Source organism: Pseudofrankia sp. EUN1h (assembly GCF_001854645.1).
In the GTDB taxonomy this organism is placed as follows: Bacteria; Actinomycetota; Actinomycetes; order Frankiales; family Frankiaceae; genus Pseudofrankia; species Pseudofrankia saprophytica.
In genome coordinates, this window is record NZ_MBLN01000049.1 from 115943 (window position 1) to 134324 (window position 18382).

The window sequence follows — 18382 nt, forward strand, 5'->3', positions numbered from 1 at the left end:
GTCGTCCGTCCCGTGCCGCCTCGTCTACTCAGCCGGCTGCCCGGCCTCCGTGTTCCCGGCGGCGATCTCCTGCTCCCCGGCGCCGGCGCGGGCGGCAGCCAGATGGTCGGCCAGCCGCACCCGGATGTCCTCCGCGACGGCGGCCAGCGCCTTGCGCGACCGCGGGTTCGCCGGGATCTCCACGGCGAACGGCTCACCGAAGACCACCCGCACCCGCGCCGACCGCTTCGGCCAGCGCGCGCCCTTCGGCAGCGCGTCGCTGGTGCCGAGGCAGGCCACCGGCAGCACCCGGCAGCGGCCGTGCACCGCCAGGTAGGCGATGCCGTGCTGCACGGCAGCCATCTCGCCGCTGCCGCGGGTGCCCTCGGGGAAGACCCCAATGACGTTGCCGCGGGCAAGCTCGTCGAGCGCCGTGTGCAGCGCGACCCGGTCCGCCTTGCCACGGTCGATCGGGATCTGCCCGACGAGGCGCAGCAGCCAGCCGACGATGCCCTTGTACATCTCGACCTTCGTCAGGCACCGGACCGTGCGCGGCGACTCGATGACGACCAGCGGCCCGTCGAGCCAGCTCGAGTGGTTCCCCGCGAGGATCAGCGGCTCACCCTTCGGGACGTTGGCCACGCCCTCCAGGCGGATCCGCATCACCACGTGGTTGAGTACCCAGCGTACCGGCGGCTTGAGCAGCCGGTGGAGGATGTCGTTGTACCGCGGCGACTCGGCGCCCCGATGCGCTGGCTTCGCCGTGGCGAGAGCGGGCGCCTTCCCGGTCGTCAGCCGGCTCTCGCCGGCCGACGGCGGCAGGACCGCCGGCACCGGCTCCACCGCGACCGCCACCTGGCTGGCCGGGACGTTCGCCGGCGCTATGGCGCCGGCGCGTGACGGCTCGGTGCCGGCCGCCGGGAGCGCCGTCTGCTCCGCGGTCTCGGTGACGAAGGTGGGCGCCGGATCGGCGGGCACGCCGTCGTCGTCGGTGCTCATGACGCCGCTCCGGGCGTGCCGGCGACCGTGGGCACGACGAAGCCCGCCTCGTCGCAGCGGTGCAGCACCTCGACGACGACCTGGTCGATGGACATGCCGGTCGAGTCGAGCACGATGGCGTCCGGGGCGACCAGCAAGGGGTCGACCGTGCGGGTGCTGTCCAGCGCGTCGCGCCGACCGAGTTCGGCGAGCGTGCGGGCGACGTCGTCGACGCCCTTCTCCCCCAGCTCACGCGAACGGCGCAGCGCCCGCACCTCGGTGGACGCCGTCAGGTACACCTTCACCGGCGCGTCCGTGGCCACGACCGTGCCGATGTCCCGGCCCTCGACGACGATGCCGCCGGCGGCCTCGACCGCGTCGGCGATGATCTGCCGCTGCTGGGCGACGAGCTTGCGGCGCACCGCCGCGACCGCGCTGACGGCGCTGACGGCGTTGGTCACCGCCCGGGTGCGGATCTCCGCGTCGACCGGGACCTGGTTGACCGCGATCGTCGGGCCGTCGGGGTCGGTACCCGGGGTGATCGTAGCCCGCTCGGCGAGCTGGCCGACGGCCTCGGTGTCCTCAAGGTCGGCGCGCTGCTCGAGCGCGAGCTGGGTCACCGCCCGGTACATCGCGCCGGTGTCGAGGTAGCGCAGGCCGAGCCGACGGGCGACCGCCTTGGCCACGGTGGACTTCCCCGAGCCGCCGGGGCCGTCGACCGCGATCACCAACCCTGGGCCACGCCCGGCCGCCGCCGCCTTGCCGCCTGCTGGCGAACCGGATTCGTGGTCGTGCTCCACCCCGTGCCCTCCGTCCGGACGTCCCTCGCGCATCTGCGCCCACGCCCGCCGGTACCGCCTTACCCGCCGATACTCGCCGTGGCCGGGATCAGGCTACTCGGCCTGGCCGGATCATGACCGGCGGCACGTCCCGAGGCGGCGTGCCGGTGACAAGACCCACGCCGCCGCCACGCCTCCCGGAGAAGGCCCAGGAGCCGGGGGTTCGCGGGTCGGGGGTTCACCGGGCCGGGCTGGCTCAGGAGCGGCGATAGGCCGCCCAGCCGGCCGCGGTGAGGCGGTCGACCAGCTCGCCAGCCTCGTCGGGCGCGACCGCGAGCTCGACGACGCCGGCGGGCGCCTCGAGGCTGTGCTCGAACGGGGCGACGTCCTCGAGGTTGACCCCCCAGCCGCCGACCGCGGTGAGCAACGCGGCCAGCTGCCCCGGCCGGTCGTCGAGCACGACGCCGACCCAGCCCCACGGCCGCCCCGCGCGCCCGCCCGCCTTGCTCGGCAGCTGCGCCCGCCCGGTCCGGCCGCGTTCCATGATGTCGGTCACGACCTTGGTCACACTGGCCTCGGAGGCGTGGTCGAGGGCGTCGGCCAGCGCGCCGAGCTCGGCGGCGAGCCGGCGGGCGTGCGCCGAGACCGGCCCGCGGTTGCCCTCCAGGATCGACGACCACAGCGCCGGGTCCGACTCGGCGAGCCGGGTCGTGTCCCGGAACCCCTGACCGGCCAGCGCCATCTCGCCGGGCGCCAGCCGCGGGGTGGCGGCGGCGAGCAGGCTCGCGACCACCTGCGGCAGGTGGGACAGCGTGGCCATCGCCTCGTCGTGCCGGTCCGGGGTGGCACGCACCGGCAGCGCGCCGCAGGCCCGGGCGAGCGCCTCCGTCGCGGCGACGGCCGCCGCCGAGGTGTGCGGGATCGGGCAGAGCACCCAGGTCCGCTCGGCGAACAGGTCCGCCTGCGCGGAGGCGGCGCCGCCTCGCTCCCGGCCGGCGATCGGGTGCGCCGGGCACCACGTCGTCAGGTCCACGCCGGCGACGACCGCCTCCGCGATCGGCCGGCTCTTGACACTCGCGACGTCGCTGAGGGTGACGGCGAGGCCGGCCTGCTGGACGGCGCGCAGCTCGGGAGCTATCGCGTGCGGCGGCACCGCGATGACGGCGTGGTCGACGTGCTCGCCCTGCCAGAGAGTGCCCGCGCCCATCGCGTCCGCGAGCTTGACCTGTTCGGGGTCGGTGTCCCGCAGCAGCACCTCCACGCCGACACGGCGCAGCGCGAGCCCGATGCTGGCGCCGATCAGGCCGGACCCGACGATGCCGACGCGGCGCGGCAGCTCCGCCGCGGCGACGCCGGTCGCGCGTGGCTTCGCCGCCGTCGCCCGGCCGGCGACCGGCTCGCCGGGCACAGCTGGCTCGGCGGGCACAGCGGGACCACCGGTCACCGCTACAGGCCGACGGCGCTGTGCAGGGCGCCGACCTCGAAGCGGGTGAGGTGACGGGCACGGCCCGAGCGCAGGTTGCCGAGATGGACCACGCCGAACTCGGTACGCAGCAGGCGTTGCACCGGATGGCCGACCTCGTCCATCAACCTGCGCACGACCCGGTTGCGGCCCTCGTGCAGCACCAGCTCGATGAGCACCCGGGAACCGGCCTGGTCGATGACGCGCACGTTGTCCGCCCGCACCGGCCCGTCGGAGAGCTGCACGCCCATCCGCAGCCAGCGCAGCGTCTCCTTGCGGAGGGGGCCGTTCACCTCGACCTGGTAGGTCTTGGGCACGCCGTAGGACGGATGGGTGAGCCGGTGCGCCAGGTCGCCGTTGTTGGTGACCAGCAGCAGGCCCTCACTCTCGGCGTCGAGCCGGCCCACGTGGAACAGGCCGGCCTGTGACCCGAACTCGGTCAGCAGGTCGGCGACCGTCGGGCGCCCCTGGTCGTCGGACATGGTCGACAGCACGCCGCGCGGCTTGTTCAACGCCAGATGGATCAGCCCGGTCCTGGTGACGACCCGCTGGCCGTCGACCTCGATGACCGCCGTCTCCGGGTCGACGCGGCGGCCCTGCTCACGGACGACCTTCCCGTCGACGCGGACCCGGCCGGCGTCGATCAGCTCCTCGTTGTGCCGGCGCGAGCCGACCCCGGCCGCCGCCAGCACCTTCTGCAGCCGGATCCCCTCGGGCTTGTCCGTCTCGACCACCGTCGCCACCGCTTCCACTTCCACCACAGTCCTTCACCGCGCCCGCCGGCCTCGTCGCCCGCGGGTCACCCCTTCCAGTTCATCACGGCGTTCCCCATAGCTGGCGCCCCGCCCACCGATGGGGTGATGGATGTCAGGGGGCGATGATGTCCTCGAGGTCGTCGATGCCGGGCAGCAGCGGGGCCAGCGGCGGGAGCTCGTCCAGCGAGCGCAGGCCCATCCGCTCCAGGAAGTAGTCGGTCGTCCGGTAGAGGATCGCGCCGGTCTCCGGGTCGGTGGTGGCCTCCTCGACCAGCCCCCGAGCGGTGAGCGTCCGGATCACGCCGTCGGCGGAGACGCCGCGCACCGCCGAGATCCGGCCGCGACTGACGGGCTGCTGGTAGGCGACGACCGCGAGGGTCTCGAGCGCGGCCTGCGACAGCCGTGACATCTGCCCCGCGAGCACGAACTTCTCCACCCACGGCGCGCAGTCCTCCGCCGTGTAGAAGCGCCAGCCGCCGCCGACGTGGCGCAGGTCGAAGCCCCTCCCGTCGCGGCGGTACTCGCCGGCGAGCTCGGCGAGCACCTGCTCGACGTCCAGCGCAGGCGCCGCCAGGCCGGTCGCGAGCTCGGCTACACCGACCGGCTTCTCAGCGACCATCAGGACCGCCTCGACGAGCATCCGCAGCGGCGGTCGGCCAGCCGCGTCGAGGTCGTCCGCGATGCCCGCCGCGTCCGTGACGTCCGTGACGTCCGTAGCCGGAGCCTCGCCTGCCGCCTCCACCGAGCCGGAGACCGGCGGGTCGACCGCGGCCGGCGTGTCGGCCGTCACCTCCTCGACACCGTCCGGCGCATCGGCGGTGCCGGCGGGCTCGGCAGTGCCGACGCCGCTGCCGGTGCCTGCTACGTCGGCTGACGGCTCGGGGAGCTCCTCAGAAGTGATCCGCGGCCGAGGGATGCCGTCCTCGGTCTCGCCGGTGCCCTCGGTCAACGTCCCTCCTCGTCGTCCACGCGATCCTCGTCCGCGTTGTCCTCGTCCTCGTCGAAGCTGCTACGGGCGACCAGCTCCGCGACCGGGGCCAGACCGCCGCCCACATCTGGATTTTCCGGCTGCTGCTCGGACCAGCGCACCAGCAGTTCTCCGAGCGGCGTGTCCTGCTCGAAGGAGATCCGACCCTCCCGGAACAGCTCCAGCAGCGCCAGGAACCGGGCGACGACCTCGATCGTCTCCTGGCAGCCGACACACAGCGTCCGGAACGACGCGACGCCCAGCTCCCGCAGCCGCTGGATGACGACCAGCATGTGCTCGCGGACGCTCACCCGTGGGGCGTGCACGTGGTCGGTGGCGACCAGCGGCGGCAGCACCGGCTCCCGCAGCTTCGCCGCCAGCGCCGCCAGCTCCGACGGGCCGATGGTGATCTGTACCTCGGGCAGCGCCGCGGCGTAGCGCTGCTCCAGCTGCACCGCCCGCGGGGTGTACCGCGCCTCCAGCGTCATCAACGTCTGGAAGATCGCCGCGGCCTCCTTGTAGGCCTTGTACTGGAGCAGGCGGGCGAACAGCAGGTCACGTGCCTCGAGCAGGGCCAGATCCTCGTCGTCTGTCTCACTGCCCGACGAAGGCAGCAGCCGGGACGCCTTCAGGTCCAGCAGGGTCGCGGCGATCACCAGGAACTCGGTGGCCTGCCCGAGGTCGAACCGGTCGCCGAGCCGGCGGATGTGCGCCACGAACTCGTCGGTGACCTGAGCCAGCGCCACCTCGGTGACGTCCATCTTGTGCTTGGCGATGAGCGAGAGCAGCAGGTCGAACGGGCCGCTGAAGTTCTCCAGCTCGACGACGAACGCGTCGGAGCGGCCACTGCGACCGGTGAGCAGCCCGTCCGGGGCACGACCAGACGCCCCGCCAGCGGTGGCCGGCGCGTCCTGCTCTGAGATTCCGTCGCCGGGTGGCACGGTGCTGGCCATCTCGCCGGCCTCATCGCCTCGGCCAGCGTCGTCAGGTACAGCACGCAGCACGGCACCCGCGGAGATGGGTGCGCGGCCGGACGTCACAGCGCCACGCTACCGCCGATCACCCGCCATCCGTCGACACGCCCGACCGGCCAAGGACCTCGGCGGACCTGGTGGGACGTTCCGACAACGCTGTGGGCGATCCATCGCAATGCGTCGACGCACCGGTTCAACGCACATGACCGTAGATCTCCCGAGTCCCATCCATGCGCGTTTAACCGCGACTCTGCCGCGACATTTCATCTCACCTAGCGACACGATGTGCGACACTTCGTGACACAGCCGCCCGTTCCATCAGTACTGCCTGTCATCAGGCTCACGTCGAGAGAGCGGCGGCGCCCACATCTCGGGCCAAGGCCTGCGAAAGGAGCCGGCTGTGGCTGTGGTGGACGACGTCGTCACGTCAGACATCCCTGACCTCACGCAGCTGTCGTTGACCGAGCTTCGCGAGTACGACGACGAGGCCTTGCGTGCCGGGCTCACCCGCATCACGAGACGGATCAGGACAACGGACGACCGGCTGAGCACGGCAAGCCGGCGGCTCGACTGACGATGGTCGAACCGTCGCCAGCCCCGCCACTCTCTCAGGGGCGTGCCGTCGTAGGGCTTCAGGTGCCCTGGGCGATGGTCGACCAGATTGCGGCGGGCCGGCCGGACGCGGTATCCGGCGCGCTGCTGCGGGCTGCCGAGCGCAACCACCGGGCCGTCCTGCTGCGCGCCGCGCTGGACGAGGCGCGGGCCAACGGCGAGACGGCGGCCGGCCCACTGCTCGGCGTCGATGAGGCCTGGGATGTCCTGACAGCGGCGGAACAGGCGGATTCGGACCAGGTCGCCTTCGTCATCGAGCGCCCTCAGGTCGGCGCCTGGGCCGCGTATGTGCTGCGCCGGTTGCGACTCGGGTTCCCCGCCGATGCCCCGTTGTGGGCCGACGTTGGGTATCTCCACGCGATCGCCGCCGCGGCGGCCGTGCGGGCGGGTATTCACGCGCGGCTGGCGGTTCCCGCCTGGTTGGGGCACGTGCCGCTGCCGACGCTCGGCTGCGCCCGCGGTCCCTATCGCGATGTGTGGGAACCGGTGGTGGTCGGAACCGAGAACGGGGCGTTCTGGGTCGCCGCACCGCGGTGGCGCGCCGGCCCCACCACTGGTCGGAAGGCACCGCCGAACGACTCGGGCGGAGCGACCTGGCGGTCGACGTCGTGGCTGCGGCTCGGTCCGCCGACGGACAGACTGTTGATCGATCTCGACGACTCCAGTCCGCATCGCATGTTGGCCGGCGTTCGTGCCCGCCCGGCGCCCACGCCGCGCAGGACGCTGGGACGCTGGGAGTCGCTGCTCGACGAGGCGTGGGAGCTGCTGCGCGCGACCGACCCAGCTCAGGCGAGCGCGTTGGCGGCAGCGACCATGACGATCGTTCCGCTCCCCGGGGAGGGACAGTTCCGGTCGTTCAGCGCGTCCTCGGGCGACGCGTTCGGTGCCGTGGTGGTATCCGAGCCGGACGATGCCGAGGCGCTCGCCGCCACGCTGGTGCACGAGTTCCACCACGCCCAGCTCGGCGTCCTCATGCACCTGGCGGACCTGGTCGACGCGGACGCGGACTCCCTCGACGACCAGGTGTTCTACGCGCCCTGGCGGGACGATCCGCGGCCACTGGTCAGCCTCGCCCAGGGCACCTTCGCCTTCTACGGTGTCGCTGGATTCTGGCGCCGGCGGGCCCACCAGGAAACGGGGGTGCAGGCAGCCAGGGCGTACTTCGAATTCGCGCTGTGCCGGCGCCGGGTCCACTCGGCGCTTCGCCGGCTGCGCGCGGACGGCCGGATCGCGTCGTTTGGCGCGCGATTCTTCGACGGCGTGGCGGCAACGGTGGCCGGCTGGCTGCATGAGCCCGTTCCCCACGACCTGGAAAAGCTTGCCGTCGCAGCCGCGCGCGACCACCACGACCGCTGGCGGATCCACCACCTGCTTCCGCCGGGCGAGCTCGTCGCGGAGCTGGCCGACGCCTGGAGGGCGGGAGTTCCAGCACCGCTGCGACCATACGCGGCGAGCCGCGGCACGTGGTACGCGCCGCAGGCGACTACGCCCGATCCGACGGCGCGTGATCTCGATGGCCTCGCCGCGGCCACGCGGATCTGGCTGACCGACCGCGAGCGGTTGCGCTCGTTGGCCGCGCGGAAACCCCCAGGCGTGCCCGGCGCCGCCGCGGCCGACCTCGCGCTGCTCGCCGGCTGGCGCGGCCAGGCCCACGCCGCCTACCTGGCCGAGCTCGCCCACCGGCGCCCCCGGGCCGGCGCCTGGACCGGTTTGGCGCGGGTGCTGGGCTCTGTGCGAGGCGATGAGGACGCGGCTGCCGGCGCGCAAGCACTGCGGGAGCGGCCGGAGGTGGTGGCCGCGGTGGCAAGAGTCATCGCCACCGATGGCGCCCCGGCCCCCCCGCCGGTGGCTCTCGCAGCGTGGATCGGCCGACAGTTGTCCTGATCAAGTCGAGCTTCGTGCGCCGACCGCGCACGGAGACCAGGCGCGACTCTCGTGGAATCGAGTCGCGCCTCTGGCCCTACAAAGGCAGCGGCTCGATGTCGCAGTCGCTACGTATTGCGCTCGCGGCGCCCCGGGTCGCGGGATGATCGGTGCCCAGCGCCCGGCCCAGCGCGAGAACCGTGCGCCCGGCCAGGTCCTCGCCCTCCTCGGATCGGCCCACCGCGCGCAGGTCCATGGYCAGGTTCGCCCCGAGCACCAGCGTCGCCGGATGCTCGTCACCCAGCACCCGGCGCGAGCGCTCGAACGTGTCGACGTCCTTCACCTGCGCCTGCGTGAAATCGCCCAGCGCGAACAGGTCGCTGGCCAGGTTGGTGGCCGCTGTCAGCGTGTAGGGATGGTCGGGTCCCAGCCGGGCCTCGAGCGCGGCGAGTGCGGCGACGTCGAGCTCATGGGCCTTTTCGGGCCGGCCCGAAAGCCGGAAGATGATCGCGAGGCCGAGCGTCGCCGCGCTCGTGAACGGGTGAGCCTCACCGAAAGCACGCTCGTAGCGGCGGTGCGCGGCCTCGCACATTTCCTGCGCCGCGGCCAGTTCGCCTGCATGGCGAAGGTCCACCGACAGGGCGAGCGAGGCGGCGATCGTGCGCGGATGGTCCTTGCCATAGCGACGGTTCAGACGGAACTGGACATCTTCGGCGAGCTCGAGCGCTTCACTATGACGGCCGGCCTTGCGGCGCGCCACCGCCAGCAGGGCCTGTGCCAGCAGCACCTGGTAGTGATCCTGTCGGCCCTCGACGGCCTGGATGAGCAGATCTACGTGCTCCTCGTGACGGTGCAACGCCCCGAGGTAGTTCCCCAGCTCACGCTCGTTTACCGCGAGGGACGACAGCGTAAGCAGCGTGTCGAGATGATATTCGCCGAGCAGCCGGACGCGGCGATCCCAGGTGACCTGGTCGAGTCGCCGCGCCTCCTCCGGCCTCCCGACGTACCGCAGTGCGACGCCCCTGTCGTGCGCCGCTTTCAGGGTTTCCTCATTGTCTTCACCGTATGCCCGCATCGCGCGGGCCATCCGGTCCTCAGCCAGCCGAAGCGCGTCGCCGAAGTCACCGGACACCAACCGGTCGACGACGCCGTTTCCCATCACGAGCAGAGTCTCGACATGGTCGTTGCCGTGCACCTCGGTGCAGAGCGCCAGTTGGCGTGTGTTGGTGCGTGCGGCGTCCTCGTAGTGCCCGAGAACGAAGTACATCCAGCCGAGCCAGCCGGCGAGGCGCAAGGTCTCCGGCGCCTTCTCGCCCAGCGTGGTCACCCAGGTGTCATGAACCTTCTGGGCGAGTTCCAGGCTGCGCTCGTGGTCACCCCACTTGTAGAGGTAAATGACCTCGTTGATGAGCAGGTCGTGCGTCCATGGATCGGTGCTTTCGGCCGCGTTGCTGGCAATGAGGTGCGGATACAACTCGGCGTAGTCCCGCCAACTCCGCGGGTCGCCCGGCTCGCCGGGGTCGTTCACGGCCAACAGCAGGTGCGCCGCGCGACGCATCATCGCCTGCTCGTCGGACGTCATCCTGCTCTGCACGACGCGCTGAACCAGGCGATGCATCTGGATGGTGTTCCGCTGCGGATCAAGCAGCGCAAGCGCGTACTTGTTGATCTGGCGGATGGCTTCGTTCAGCCTGATGGGATCGCGCAGCGCGGCGTCCAGGTCGGGCACGGTCGTCACGGCACGGCCGCCMCGGAAGATCTGCCGKGGTATCTGCTCCGGGGCGAAGAAGGACCACACCTGCAGCAGCCTCATCGCCGAAGGATTGGTCTCGGCGAGCCGGTCGAGGGACACGTCCCAGGCCACCTGGACCGGCAGGTCGTACCCGGCCGGCGGCGAGGTGCTGAGCAGCTCGGCGCGCTTTTCCTCGAACAGCCGGAGGTACTCCTGCGCGGGCATCCCGGTCTCGGCCAGCCAGGACGCGGCCTGCGCGACGGCCAGCGGCAGGTCGCCGAGCGCGGCGGCCAGCTTGTCCGCGTCCTCGTCGGTCAGCTCGCGAATGCGCTTGCGCAACAGCTCGACGCTCTCGGCGCGGTCGAACACGTCGACCCGCAGCGGGCGTGCCGCCTCGTCCCAGTTCGGGTTGCGGGAGGTGACCAGGATCCGTCCGGTCTCGCTCTCCGGGAAGAAGGACTGCACGACGCGCGGGTCCTCCGCGTTGTCGAAAATAAGCAGCCACCGTTCGTGCGGCTTCCCAAGCCGCAACGCGTCGAGCACGGCGGGCACCGCGGTGTTCTGTTCGTTGCTCACCGGCAGGTTCAGCCGCTGGGCGAGATCCACGAACGACGCACCGATCTGGGCGGCGTGCTCCGCGGCTATCCACCAGACCAGGTCGTACTCTCGGCCGTGCTTGTGTACGTATTCGAGAGCCAKGTGGGACTTGCCGACCCCGCCCATTCCGTGCAGGGCCTCCGGAAGCACCGCCGTCGTGCCCTCCGCCATCCGCGCCCGCAGGTTCTCCAGCAGCTCGACCCGACCCGTAAAATGCAGGTTGCGCGGCGGGACATTTCCCCAGATAATGGGCCTACGAGGCGTCCGCCGTTCAACCTGCGAGGGCGCGTGGGTGGTCGAGGTCAAGGATTCTCCTATGGTGGGGGCAGGTCTCGTGACAGAGACCGGGGTGTCCTCGGCGGCACCTGTACGCGGACGCGGCGGCGCGGACGCCTCATCGGGGCTCACCTGGGACAGGGTATGTGGTCTGGAGCCTGATGTCTTGATGCCCGCACCGTCGGCGTGGGCATACCGCAGCAGCGCCAGCCGCAGACGACGGTGGCGCGGCAGATAGGTCCCCGACAGGGCGCCGAGCGCGGCCGCCTCGACGGCAAGGAAATGCTCCGTCTCGGCGACCACATCCGGCAACGGCGCATCCTCGGGATTGTCCAGAGCCGCGTCCAGGTGACGCACCGCCGGCACCCGTGCGCCCAGATGTTCCCCGACGGCACGCATCACCAGCATCGTGTCCGACCGGCGCAGGAACGACAGCAGGCTCTCCCGCAGGCCGGGAAGGAAATCATAGGCGACGACCCACTCGTCGCCGCCGAGACCCTCGACGGGCCGAAGTAGCCCGTGCGCGAACAGCTCGGCCAGCGTCGCCAGCGCCGAGCGATGGGACTGTCCCGCTCGGCGCAGCAGCAGTCCGAGCATCGACCGGGTGATGGGCGTGGCGGCCAAGTGCGTGGCGAGGTCGAAGGCCGCCGGGCTGGCCGTCGCGCGAAACCGCTCCACCCGGCGGCGCGCGAGTGACCCGTTCCGGGTGGCCGGAGTCTCGTTCTCGCCGTCCCAGCCGTCGAAGCCGCGGTCGTCACGATCCTCAGCCACCGGACCGACGACTACGACAGGCAGGTCGTCCCGTTCCGGATCGCCCCGGTACGTATCCGTCAGCCGGGTGGCCCAGCGCCGGATCGATCCGGGATCGGCGTCCAGCAGCGGCACCGCCTCGGCGGTAGACCGGGGAAGATCCTGATACTCCTCGAGCTGGCACACCTCCAGCCAGCCATGACGCAACGTCGAGCGAGGGAGCACCGACAACACGGCCGTCGGCTGCCGACGCGCCCAGGCCCACAGGACCGGGTCCACGACACCGCGCCGCCAGGCTGTTCCCAGGCCGTCGGTGAGCAACCAGATGATCCGACGACCGGACGGGTCGTGCAGACGAGCCGGGGAGAAACCAGGCTCGCCTGCGCTCCCGGCGGTGCCGCGCAACCGCAGAGCTGATCCCTCGGCGACGTCCGTGTCGAGGTAGTAGACGCCGACGTCGCGGAAGACCGCCAGCCGCTCCAGCATCGCCAGCTGACGGCGGATCTGGTCGCGCCAGATCGCCATCGTCCAGTTGTCGTCGACCACCAGGGCAAGCTCGTAGCGCAGTTCCGGCACCGGTCGGTACACCGGCCGGGGTCTGCCCCTGGCCAGCCACTCTGCGGTGGCCTCGTCGTCCACCTCGGCGTCGTGCGCCGATGCCACCATCCGGCGCAGACCGCCGAGTGCCCGGCGCAGACCGCGCCACTGCCCGGTGAGCTCGGTCAGAGCCGGATAAACCGCAGGCGACCATACGGTTTCTCTCCGCACGGGACCACCGGTCGGTGATCGGCTGACCCGGTCGGCCGCCGGGCCGATTCGGCCAGCCGACCATGCGTCGAGCAGATCGTCATCGGCGCCACGGGAACCACGGTGGGCACGGCCTCTGGCTCCACTCGACGCATCCGGAGTGTCAGCGGCTGTGCCAGCGGTGTCCGCGCCGACCTCCCCGGGGTCCGGGCCTCGTTCCGTGACTGCCCAGGCAAGTCCGCCCAACCCGCCCGTGGCGTCCGGAGAGCGCCGGCTGCCCGGACCGCCGGAACCATCGGGGGCGACCGAACCGCCGGGGACGTCTCCCACGACGGCAAGATCGGCGACGTGGTCCGCGCCCGGCTTCGGCACGGCGGGCGTCCGGCCGACCGGGCCCGGTCTGGCCGGCCGGGTCCGGTCGGAAACCGGCCGGGCGGCCGCGCGACGGGACGGCACCGGATCCAGATAGGACGCGAGCCACACGGCATCCGCCAGCTCCCGCGGATCCACCGAGCGCCGCGGCTGGTCGCCGGCCGGATCAAACCCGGTCATTCCGCGTCGGCCACGGGATCGAGGCGCCGCCAGATTGCGGCCAACAGTTCCTTGCGCAGGTTCTCGTCACCGTCGAGAGCGCCGGCGTCGAGCAGGTGCGCCGCATTGAGCAACTGATCCGACGCGAGCAGGCCCTGCCGGCGACGGGCGACGAACTCGTCGATGATCTGCTGGTAGGCCTCCGACCCGCGTGGGAAATGAGCCGCGACCAGATCCGCGAGCGCCTCAGTATCCGGAATGTCGAATTCCAACCGCAGGCAGCGCCGCAGGAACGCCTCCGGAAACTCCCGCTCGTCGTTGCTGGTGATGACCACGACCGGGAACTCGCGCGCGCGCACGATGCCGCCGTGAACGGGGGCGGTCTCGCCCCGGTCGGCGGTGTAGACCTGCGCCTCCGGCTCGGCGTCACGCACCCGGACAAGCTCCGGGATGTCGAACTCGCCGTCTTCGAAGATGGTGAGGAGATCGTTCGGAAGATCGTAGTCGCTCTTGTCGAACTCGTCGACCAGCAACACCCGGGGCGTCGTGTTCGGCAGCAGCGAGGTCCCGACTGGCCCCAGGGTGACGAATCGACCCACCGGCGGCGGCACGACCGGACCAGCCGCGGACGGGCGCAGTTTGCGGCGTACCGCCGGGACGGCATCCTTGGCCAGATGGGTACCGTCCCGAGGCCCCGCGCTGGGCGAGACCAGCTCGTGGCCGGCCTGCGCGATCGCCTCCGCCCGTCCGATGGCGTCATAGTCGTACAGACCGGCGCGCACCGTGGTGCGGCTGGTCACCGGCCAGCGCAGCACCGGCCCAAGCCCCAACTCCAGCGCGATCAGATAGGCCAGACTGGACTTCCCCGCACCCGGCCTGCCGGTGACCAGAAGGGGCCGGCGCAGGTAGATCGCCGCATTAATGACGGACAGCTGGGCGGCCGTTAGCTGACGAGCGGCGACCGTGCCGAGACGGCRCCTGCTCTCCACCGGGTCGGCCGGGGGAGTCTTCACATCCGGACCGCCGCCGAACGCCCGCCACGGTGGCGGCTTCGGCCACCGCCGTGTGCGCTCGGCCGCGGAAAGGGGCTCGCCGGTGCCCTGGAACAACCACCACCGAGGTGGGTTCTGCCCGGAAACGGACGTCGGTCGCTCGGTCAACTACCTACCCGCCTCCGCTCCACAAGAATGGCCGTCACCACACCCGCTCTGGCTGCCGGTCGGGATCATCCCATATCAGCGCGAGGTGCCAGCCCAGATCCTGACTCGCGGCGGAGATCCGATAGGCCCGCGCCCGCAGCCGCTGAGCCCGGTCGCGCAGGTCAGTGAGCTGACTGACGGCCGGCCGGACCCCTACGACGCCGGCGATGTCGGGCCGTTCATCCAGGTCAGCCGGCGCAACGGCGACACCGCCGTGGCCCACGTGGACGATCGGTTCGCCCTCGATGCCGTCGAGGAAGGCACGTAGTGCTGTGGAGGCAGCGTGGGTCGGCTCGCCGCGGTGCCACATGATGATCGGCACACCGCACTGCAAGGCGATGTTCAGCTCCCGTCCGGTCCGGCCGCCACGTCTTCTCGGCGGACCGGAAAGAGCCACCGCGACGGTGTTCTCGTCCTCGATGGTAGACGCGTACAACTTAGACAGATCTCCACCAGCGTTGTCGGCGTCCCAGTGCACGCCGTGTCCGTCCCCCTCGGCCAGCCGCCGCCAGCGACGGCGCCACCGGCGGTGCCAACTCGTTCTGCGCTGTCTCTCCAGCGAGCGCAACGCAAGTGGGTAGCCGAGCCCGATCGCGCTGGGCAGTCGGTCGTCGTACTCCATCTGCCAGTGTTCCACCGGCAGATGGAGTAGCTCGTGAGACAGGATGAACTCGATCATGATCAAGTCCTCGGCGTCCCGGAGCTCTTCCTCCAGTCCCACGACCGCCTCGCTGGTCAGCCGCGGCAGTTCGCCTGCCGTGCACACCGTCGCCGCGACCCGCTCGAAGCGTTCCGACCTGGGCCACTGCCGCCAGCAAGCCACCTCGATCTCTTGCGATCGGGTCATCGGCTGCCCGGCAGCATGGTCGGCCGCCCGGCGCAGCTCGAACTGAAAGATCAGGTGGACTACGCCAGGTTCACGTGTCTGTGGGTCGCGGCGTAGGCGGATTTCGTCCAGTTGTCGGACCAGGCCGGCGTCCCGGGCACGTCGACGGTTCCACGCGTCGACCTGGCCCGCCGTCGCGGGGCTCAGTGCGTCCTTTACGGCCTCGAGGAAGGTCATTGACGGCGGCAGCGACGGGGCCGGCAAGGTGGGCATGCCCGGTCCCGCGACCGAGTCCGACGCGGGGTCGGGCGGCGAGGCGTTCTGGCAGAAAAGCCAGAGCAGCGCGGCCCAAGCCGTGTCGCAATAGGCCGGCACTGTGCGGGCACTATCGCCGGCGGTGTGGCGGTAGGCGCCGCTGACGTCGACTGGTGTGAGAAGCCGCAGCTCAACCTCCAGTTGATGCAACACCCCGTCCGGAACGTCGCCCAGCTCGCCGTAGGCCTCCCAACGATCAGCGAGACGCGCGAGAGCGTCCACGGTCGGTTGTTCCACACGCAGGTCCTCGACAGCACATGCCAGCTCCGCGAAGCCGCCCAGCGCACGCTGACACACTCCGATGAGCCCCAGGAACCAGATGGCGTCCGTCGCCGCTGCCGGTACCGACAACGAGACACCCCCACGCCGCAGTAGTCGACCGACCAGCACGTGATGGGCGACCTCGCCTTGCAGCGACGGGCAGTCACGGAGAACGTCGGCGATTTCACGCTCGACCTCCGCACGCCGCCGCGTCGTACGTCTGTCCTGTTCGTTCAACACACGATCCAGAGCGAGCGCGCAGGCCCGTTACATTCGGTGAACACGCCAGGTCCACCCACAGCCATGGGCAAGCAGGACACCACGCTCACCTGCCTCCGGTCCCCGTCCCGGCCCGCAGTGACCCTCAGGGTCACACTATCAACCCTCGATCACCTTATCTGCGCCAATGCCCGCAGTCCTGACTACCAACCGGATCAGGGGCGCCGATCGGTGCTCAGCCATCGAGCCTGCCCTCGCCACCCGACCGCGACCAAACAGTACTTTTGGGACACCATGGCCGCCTGTGAGGACCAGACGTCGCCTCCGACCGGCCGAGTGGGCGTGGCCACATCACGTGCCGCTGGAGGCGACACAGTCGAGCGGTAGTCTCACCGCCTAGCCGGGACCGAGGCTGCCACCTCGTCGGAGCGCACCATGCGCTCGCGCTCGACAGGTCCCCAGGAAGGAGCCAGGCGTGCCCGCGCTGGACGCCGTTATCCAGTCCGATCTCCCCGACATCGCTGACATTCCGCTGGCGGAGCTCAGGACCAACGACGACGATGCGCTGCGGGCGGGCATCGAGCGCATACTCGCGCGGGCTATCGATCGTGACGACCGGCTAGGTTCCGCAAGTCGACGCCTTGACTGATGCCGATCAGCCGGCGTCGCCATCCGGCAGTCGGCAGCTGGAACGTCTCGCGCTGTCCTGGTCGACTGTCGACCAGATCGCTGCAGGTAAGGCCGATGCCGCAACGGGGGCCGCTCTCCTCGACGCCGAGCGGAGTCACCGTRCCGTCTTGCTGCGGGCCGTCCTTGATGTCGCGCGCGCGGCGGGCGCTCAGGCCACAGGCCCCCTGGAGGATGTCGACGTCGCGTGGGATCYTTTGGTCGACGCGCAGCGAGTAAACGCTCGCCAGACCAGCGTGGTCCTTACCCTGCCAGAGACCGGAGCATGGGCCGCGCACGTCCTGCGACGACTGCGCTCAGGTCGTCCCGATGACCCACAAACCTGGCGCGAGCCGCYGTGGGTCGATGTCGGCTACCTACACGCGATTGCCGCCTCAGTGGCAGCACGGGCGAATGTTCGAGCGCGGCTGCGAGTTCCCGCACGATGCGGCGAGGTTACGCTACCGACTGTCGGCTGGGCGCGGGGGCCGTACTCCGAACCCTGGGAGCCGGCGGTCGTGGCGACCGGCGATGGAACCGTCAGTGTCAGGGCGAATGGTTGGCTCACTGGGCCGGATCGCGATCCGGGTGGGCTCTCCGCGGACACGACCGCGACCTGGCGTAAGCATACCTGGGTTCGAGTCGGCCCACCAAAGGCGCAGCTCATCGTCGACCTAGATGACACCAACCCCTACCGCATGCTACTCGGAACCGCTTCACCGGGCAGACTGAGCAACAGCGCCACGCGGCGTTGGGAAAATGCCCTGGACGAGGCTTGGGGCATCTTGCGTGAGACAGATGCCAACCAGGCCGACGCGCTCGCGCTGGCAACCTCGACCGTCGTTCCGCTACCCGCCGACGAATCAACCAGAATCTTTAGCGCCTCTGCGGGGGATGCGTTCGGCAAGGTCCTAATCTCCGAGCCTCGCGATGGCGAGCAACTCGCTGCGACCCTTGTACACGAATTTTACCATGCCCAGCTCGGGGTGCTCATGCACCTTACCGACATCGTCCTCGCCAGCGAAGCCGGGGACGAGCGATGCTTCTACTCACCCTGGCGAGATGATCCTCGTCCCCTACGCGGACTGATGCAGGGTACCTTCGCGTTCTTCGGAGTGGCCGGCTTCTGGAGGAGCCGAGCCAGACTGGCAGGGGCCGAGGCGGGAGCTTCTTCCTTCTTCGAATTCGCCCTGTGGCGGCGGCGAGTACACAGTGCGCTGCGGCGAGTGCGTGGTAGGCCCGAATTGACGGCGGTCGGAGCACGTTTCTTCGTCGGCGTCTCCGCTGTCATCGACGAGTGGATGCATGAGCCGGTGCCGGACGCGGTCGAGGAGCTGGCGCGCCTGGCGGCCGCTGACCACTACGGCCGATGGCGGCTGCACCATCTGCACCCGCCGACGACGGTTGTCGCCGCCTTGGCCAAGGCATGGCGGCCTGAGGCGCCACCGCCCGTTCTCGACCTCACGGAGACAGTCGTCAAGCCGGACCCGTCGGCCAGACATCTGGACGCGATCGCCTTTGCCACACGTGGGTGGCTCGGTCGCCGTGTGAGCGCGACCGAGATGGCAGACGCACTGATACCACATTCGATACCGGGGGCCGAGAAGGCCGACCTGTTGCTTGTCGCCCGTCGATACGACGAGGCACGCGCAGTCTACCTTGATGAGCTTGCGACTGAACCAGGCCGAGCCGGCGCCTGGACCGGCCTCGGACGAGCGCTGGCGGCAACCGGAGAACCGGTGGCGGCCCAGGCCCTCCTCACCCGGCCCGAACTCGTACGGGCGATCGCCACCACCGTCGCGGCAAGGAGCGACCACCGCCCCACACCGGTCGAACTCGCCACCTGGATCGGTCATGGGCTCAGCRCCGATGCCGGCTAGTGGTTGCACCGCAT

13 protein-coding genes are annotated in these 18382 nt (G+C 70.8%); 4 read left to right on the forward strand and 9 right to left on the reverse strand.

The window, feature by feature from the left end:
* Positions 1-24: 24 nt before the first annotated feature.
* The 6 genes from BCD49_RS15340 to BCD49_RS15365 all read right to left on the reverse strand — a co-directional run bounded on the left by BCD49_RS15340 (position 25) and on the right by BCD49_RS15365 (position 5873).
* A complete protein-coding gene (locus tag BCD49_RS15340) occupies positions 25-978 on the reverse strand; it encodes a lysophospholipid acyltransferase family protein (RefSeq protein ID WP_007516482.1) in 954 nt (317 codons plus the stop codon).
* Positions 975-1757, reverse strand: coding sequence for a (d)CMP kinase (gene cmk, locus BCD49_RS15345; RefSeq protein WP_007516484.1), 783 nt, complete (start codon positions 1755-1757; stop codon positions 975-977). Before cmk ends, BCD49_RS15340 begins: the two co-directional genes overlap by 4 nt.
* Before the next feature lie 235 nt (positions 1758-1992).
* Positions 1993-3144 (reverse strand): prephenate dehydrogenase, encoded by a 1152-nt coding sequence (locus BCD49_RS15350; protein ID WP_007516485.1) that lies wholly within the window; start codon positions 3142-3144, stop codon positions 1993-1995.
* A gap of 38 nt (positions 3145-3182) precedes the next feature.
* Complete coding sequence (locus BCD49_RS15355; RefSeq protein WP_007516486.1) at positions 3183-3956, reverse strand: pseudouridine synthase; 774 nt, start codon at positions 3954-3956, stop codon at positions 3183-3185.
* A 109-nt stretch (positions 3957-4065) separates the two neighbouring features.
* Positions 4066-4902 carry an SMC-Scp complex subunit ScpB gene (gene scpB / locus BCD49_RS42230; protein ID WP_007516487.1) on the reverse strand — a complete coding sequence of 279 codons (837 nt, stop codon included), beginning with the start codon at positions 4900-4902 and terminating at the stop codon, positions 4066-4068.
* A complete protein-coding gene (locus BCD49_RS15365) occupies positions 4899-5873 on the reverse strand; it encodes a segregation and condensation protein A (RefSeq protein WP_007516488.1) in 975 nt (324 codons plus the stop codon). The genes scpB and BCD49_RS15365 overlap by 4 nt, the downstream gene beginning before the upstream one ends.
* A gap of 421 nt (positions 5874-6294) precedes the next feature.
* Between BCD49_RS15365 and BCD49_RS44105 the strand changes: the two genes are divergently transcribed.
* On the forward strand, positions 6295-6468 hold the full coding sequence (locus BCD49_RS44105; protein WP_007516489.1) for a hypothetical protein: 174 nt from the start codon (positions 6295-6297) through the stop codon (positions 6466-6468).
* 74 nt (positions 6469-6542) lie between these two features.
* A complete protein-coding gene (locus tag BCD49_RS15370; protein ID WP_007516490.1) occupies positions 6543-8390 on the forward strand; it encodes an HEXXH motif domain-containing protein in 1848 nt (615 codons plus the stop codon).
* Between the two features lie 76 nt (positions 8391-8466).
* Here BCD49_RS15370 and fxsT read toward each other — a convergent pair whose 3' ends face one another.
* The 3 genes from fxsT to BCD49_RS15385 are packed head-to-tail and all read right to left on the reverse strand — an operon-like array spanning position 8467 to position 15840.
* Positions 8467-13023 carry an FxSxx-COOH system tetratricopeptide repeat protein gene (gene fxsT, locus BCD49_RS15375; protein WP_083401471.1) on the reverse strand — a complete coding sequence of 1519 codons (4557 nt, stop codon included), beginning with the start codon at positions 13021-13023 and terminating at the stop codon, positions 8467-8469.
* Complete coding sequence (locus tag BCD49_RS15380; protein ID WP_071041608.1) at positions 13020-14162, reverse strand: AAA family ATPase; 1143 nt, start codon at positions 14160-14162, stop codon at positions 13020-13022. Before BCD49_RS15380 ends, fxsT begins: the two co-directional genes overlap by 4 nt.
* 34 nt (positions 14163-14196) lie before the next feature.
* Positions 14197-15840: a VMAP-C domain-containing protein gene (locus BCD49_RS15385; RefSeq protein WP_131803462.1), complete on the reverse strand. Its 1644-nt coding sequence runs from the start codon at positions 15838-15840 to the stop codon at positions 14197-14199.
* Between the two features lie 457 nt (positions 15841-16297).
* On the opposite strand from BCD49_RS15385, the gene BCD49_RS44110 reads away from it, so the two are divergent.
* On the forward strand, positions 16298-16471 hold the full coding sequence (locus tag BCD49_RS44110; protein WP_007516494.1) for a hypothetical protein: 174 nt from the start codon (positions 16298-16300) through the stop codon (positions 16469-16471).
* A gap of 535 nt (positions 16472-17006) precedes the next feature.
* Positions 17007-18368 carry an aKG-HExxH-type peptide beta-hydroxylase gene (locus tag BCD49_RS40640; protein ID WP_241832335.1) on the forward strand — a complete coding sequence of 454 codons (1362 nt, stop codon included), beginning with the start codon at positions 17007-17009 and terminating at the stop codon, positions 18366-18368.
* Positions 18369-18382 lie beyond the last annotated feature (14 nt).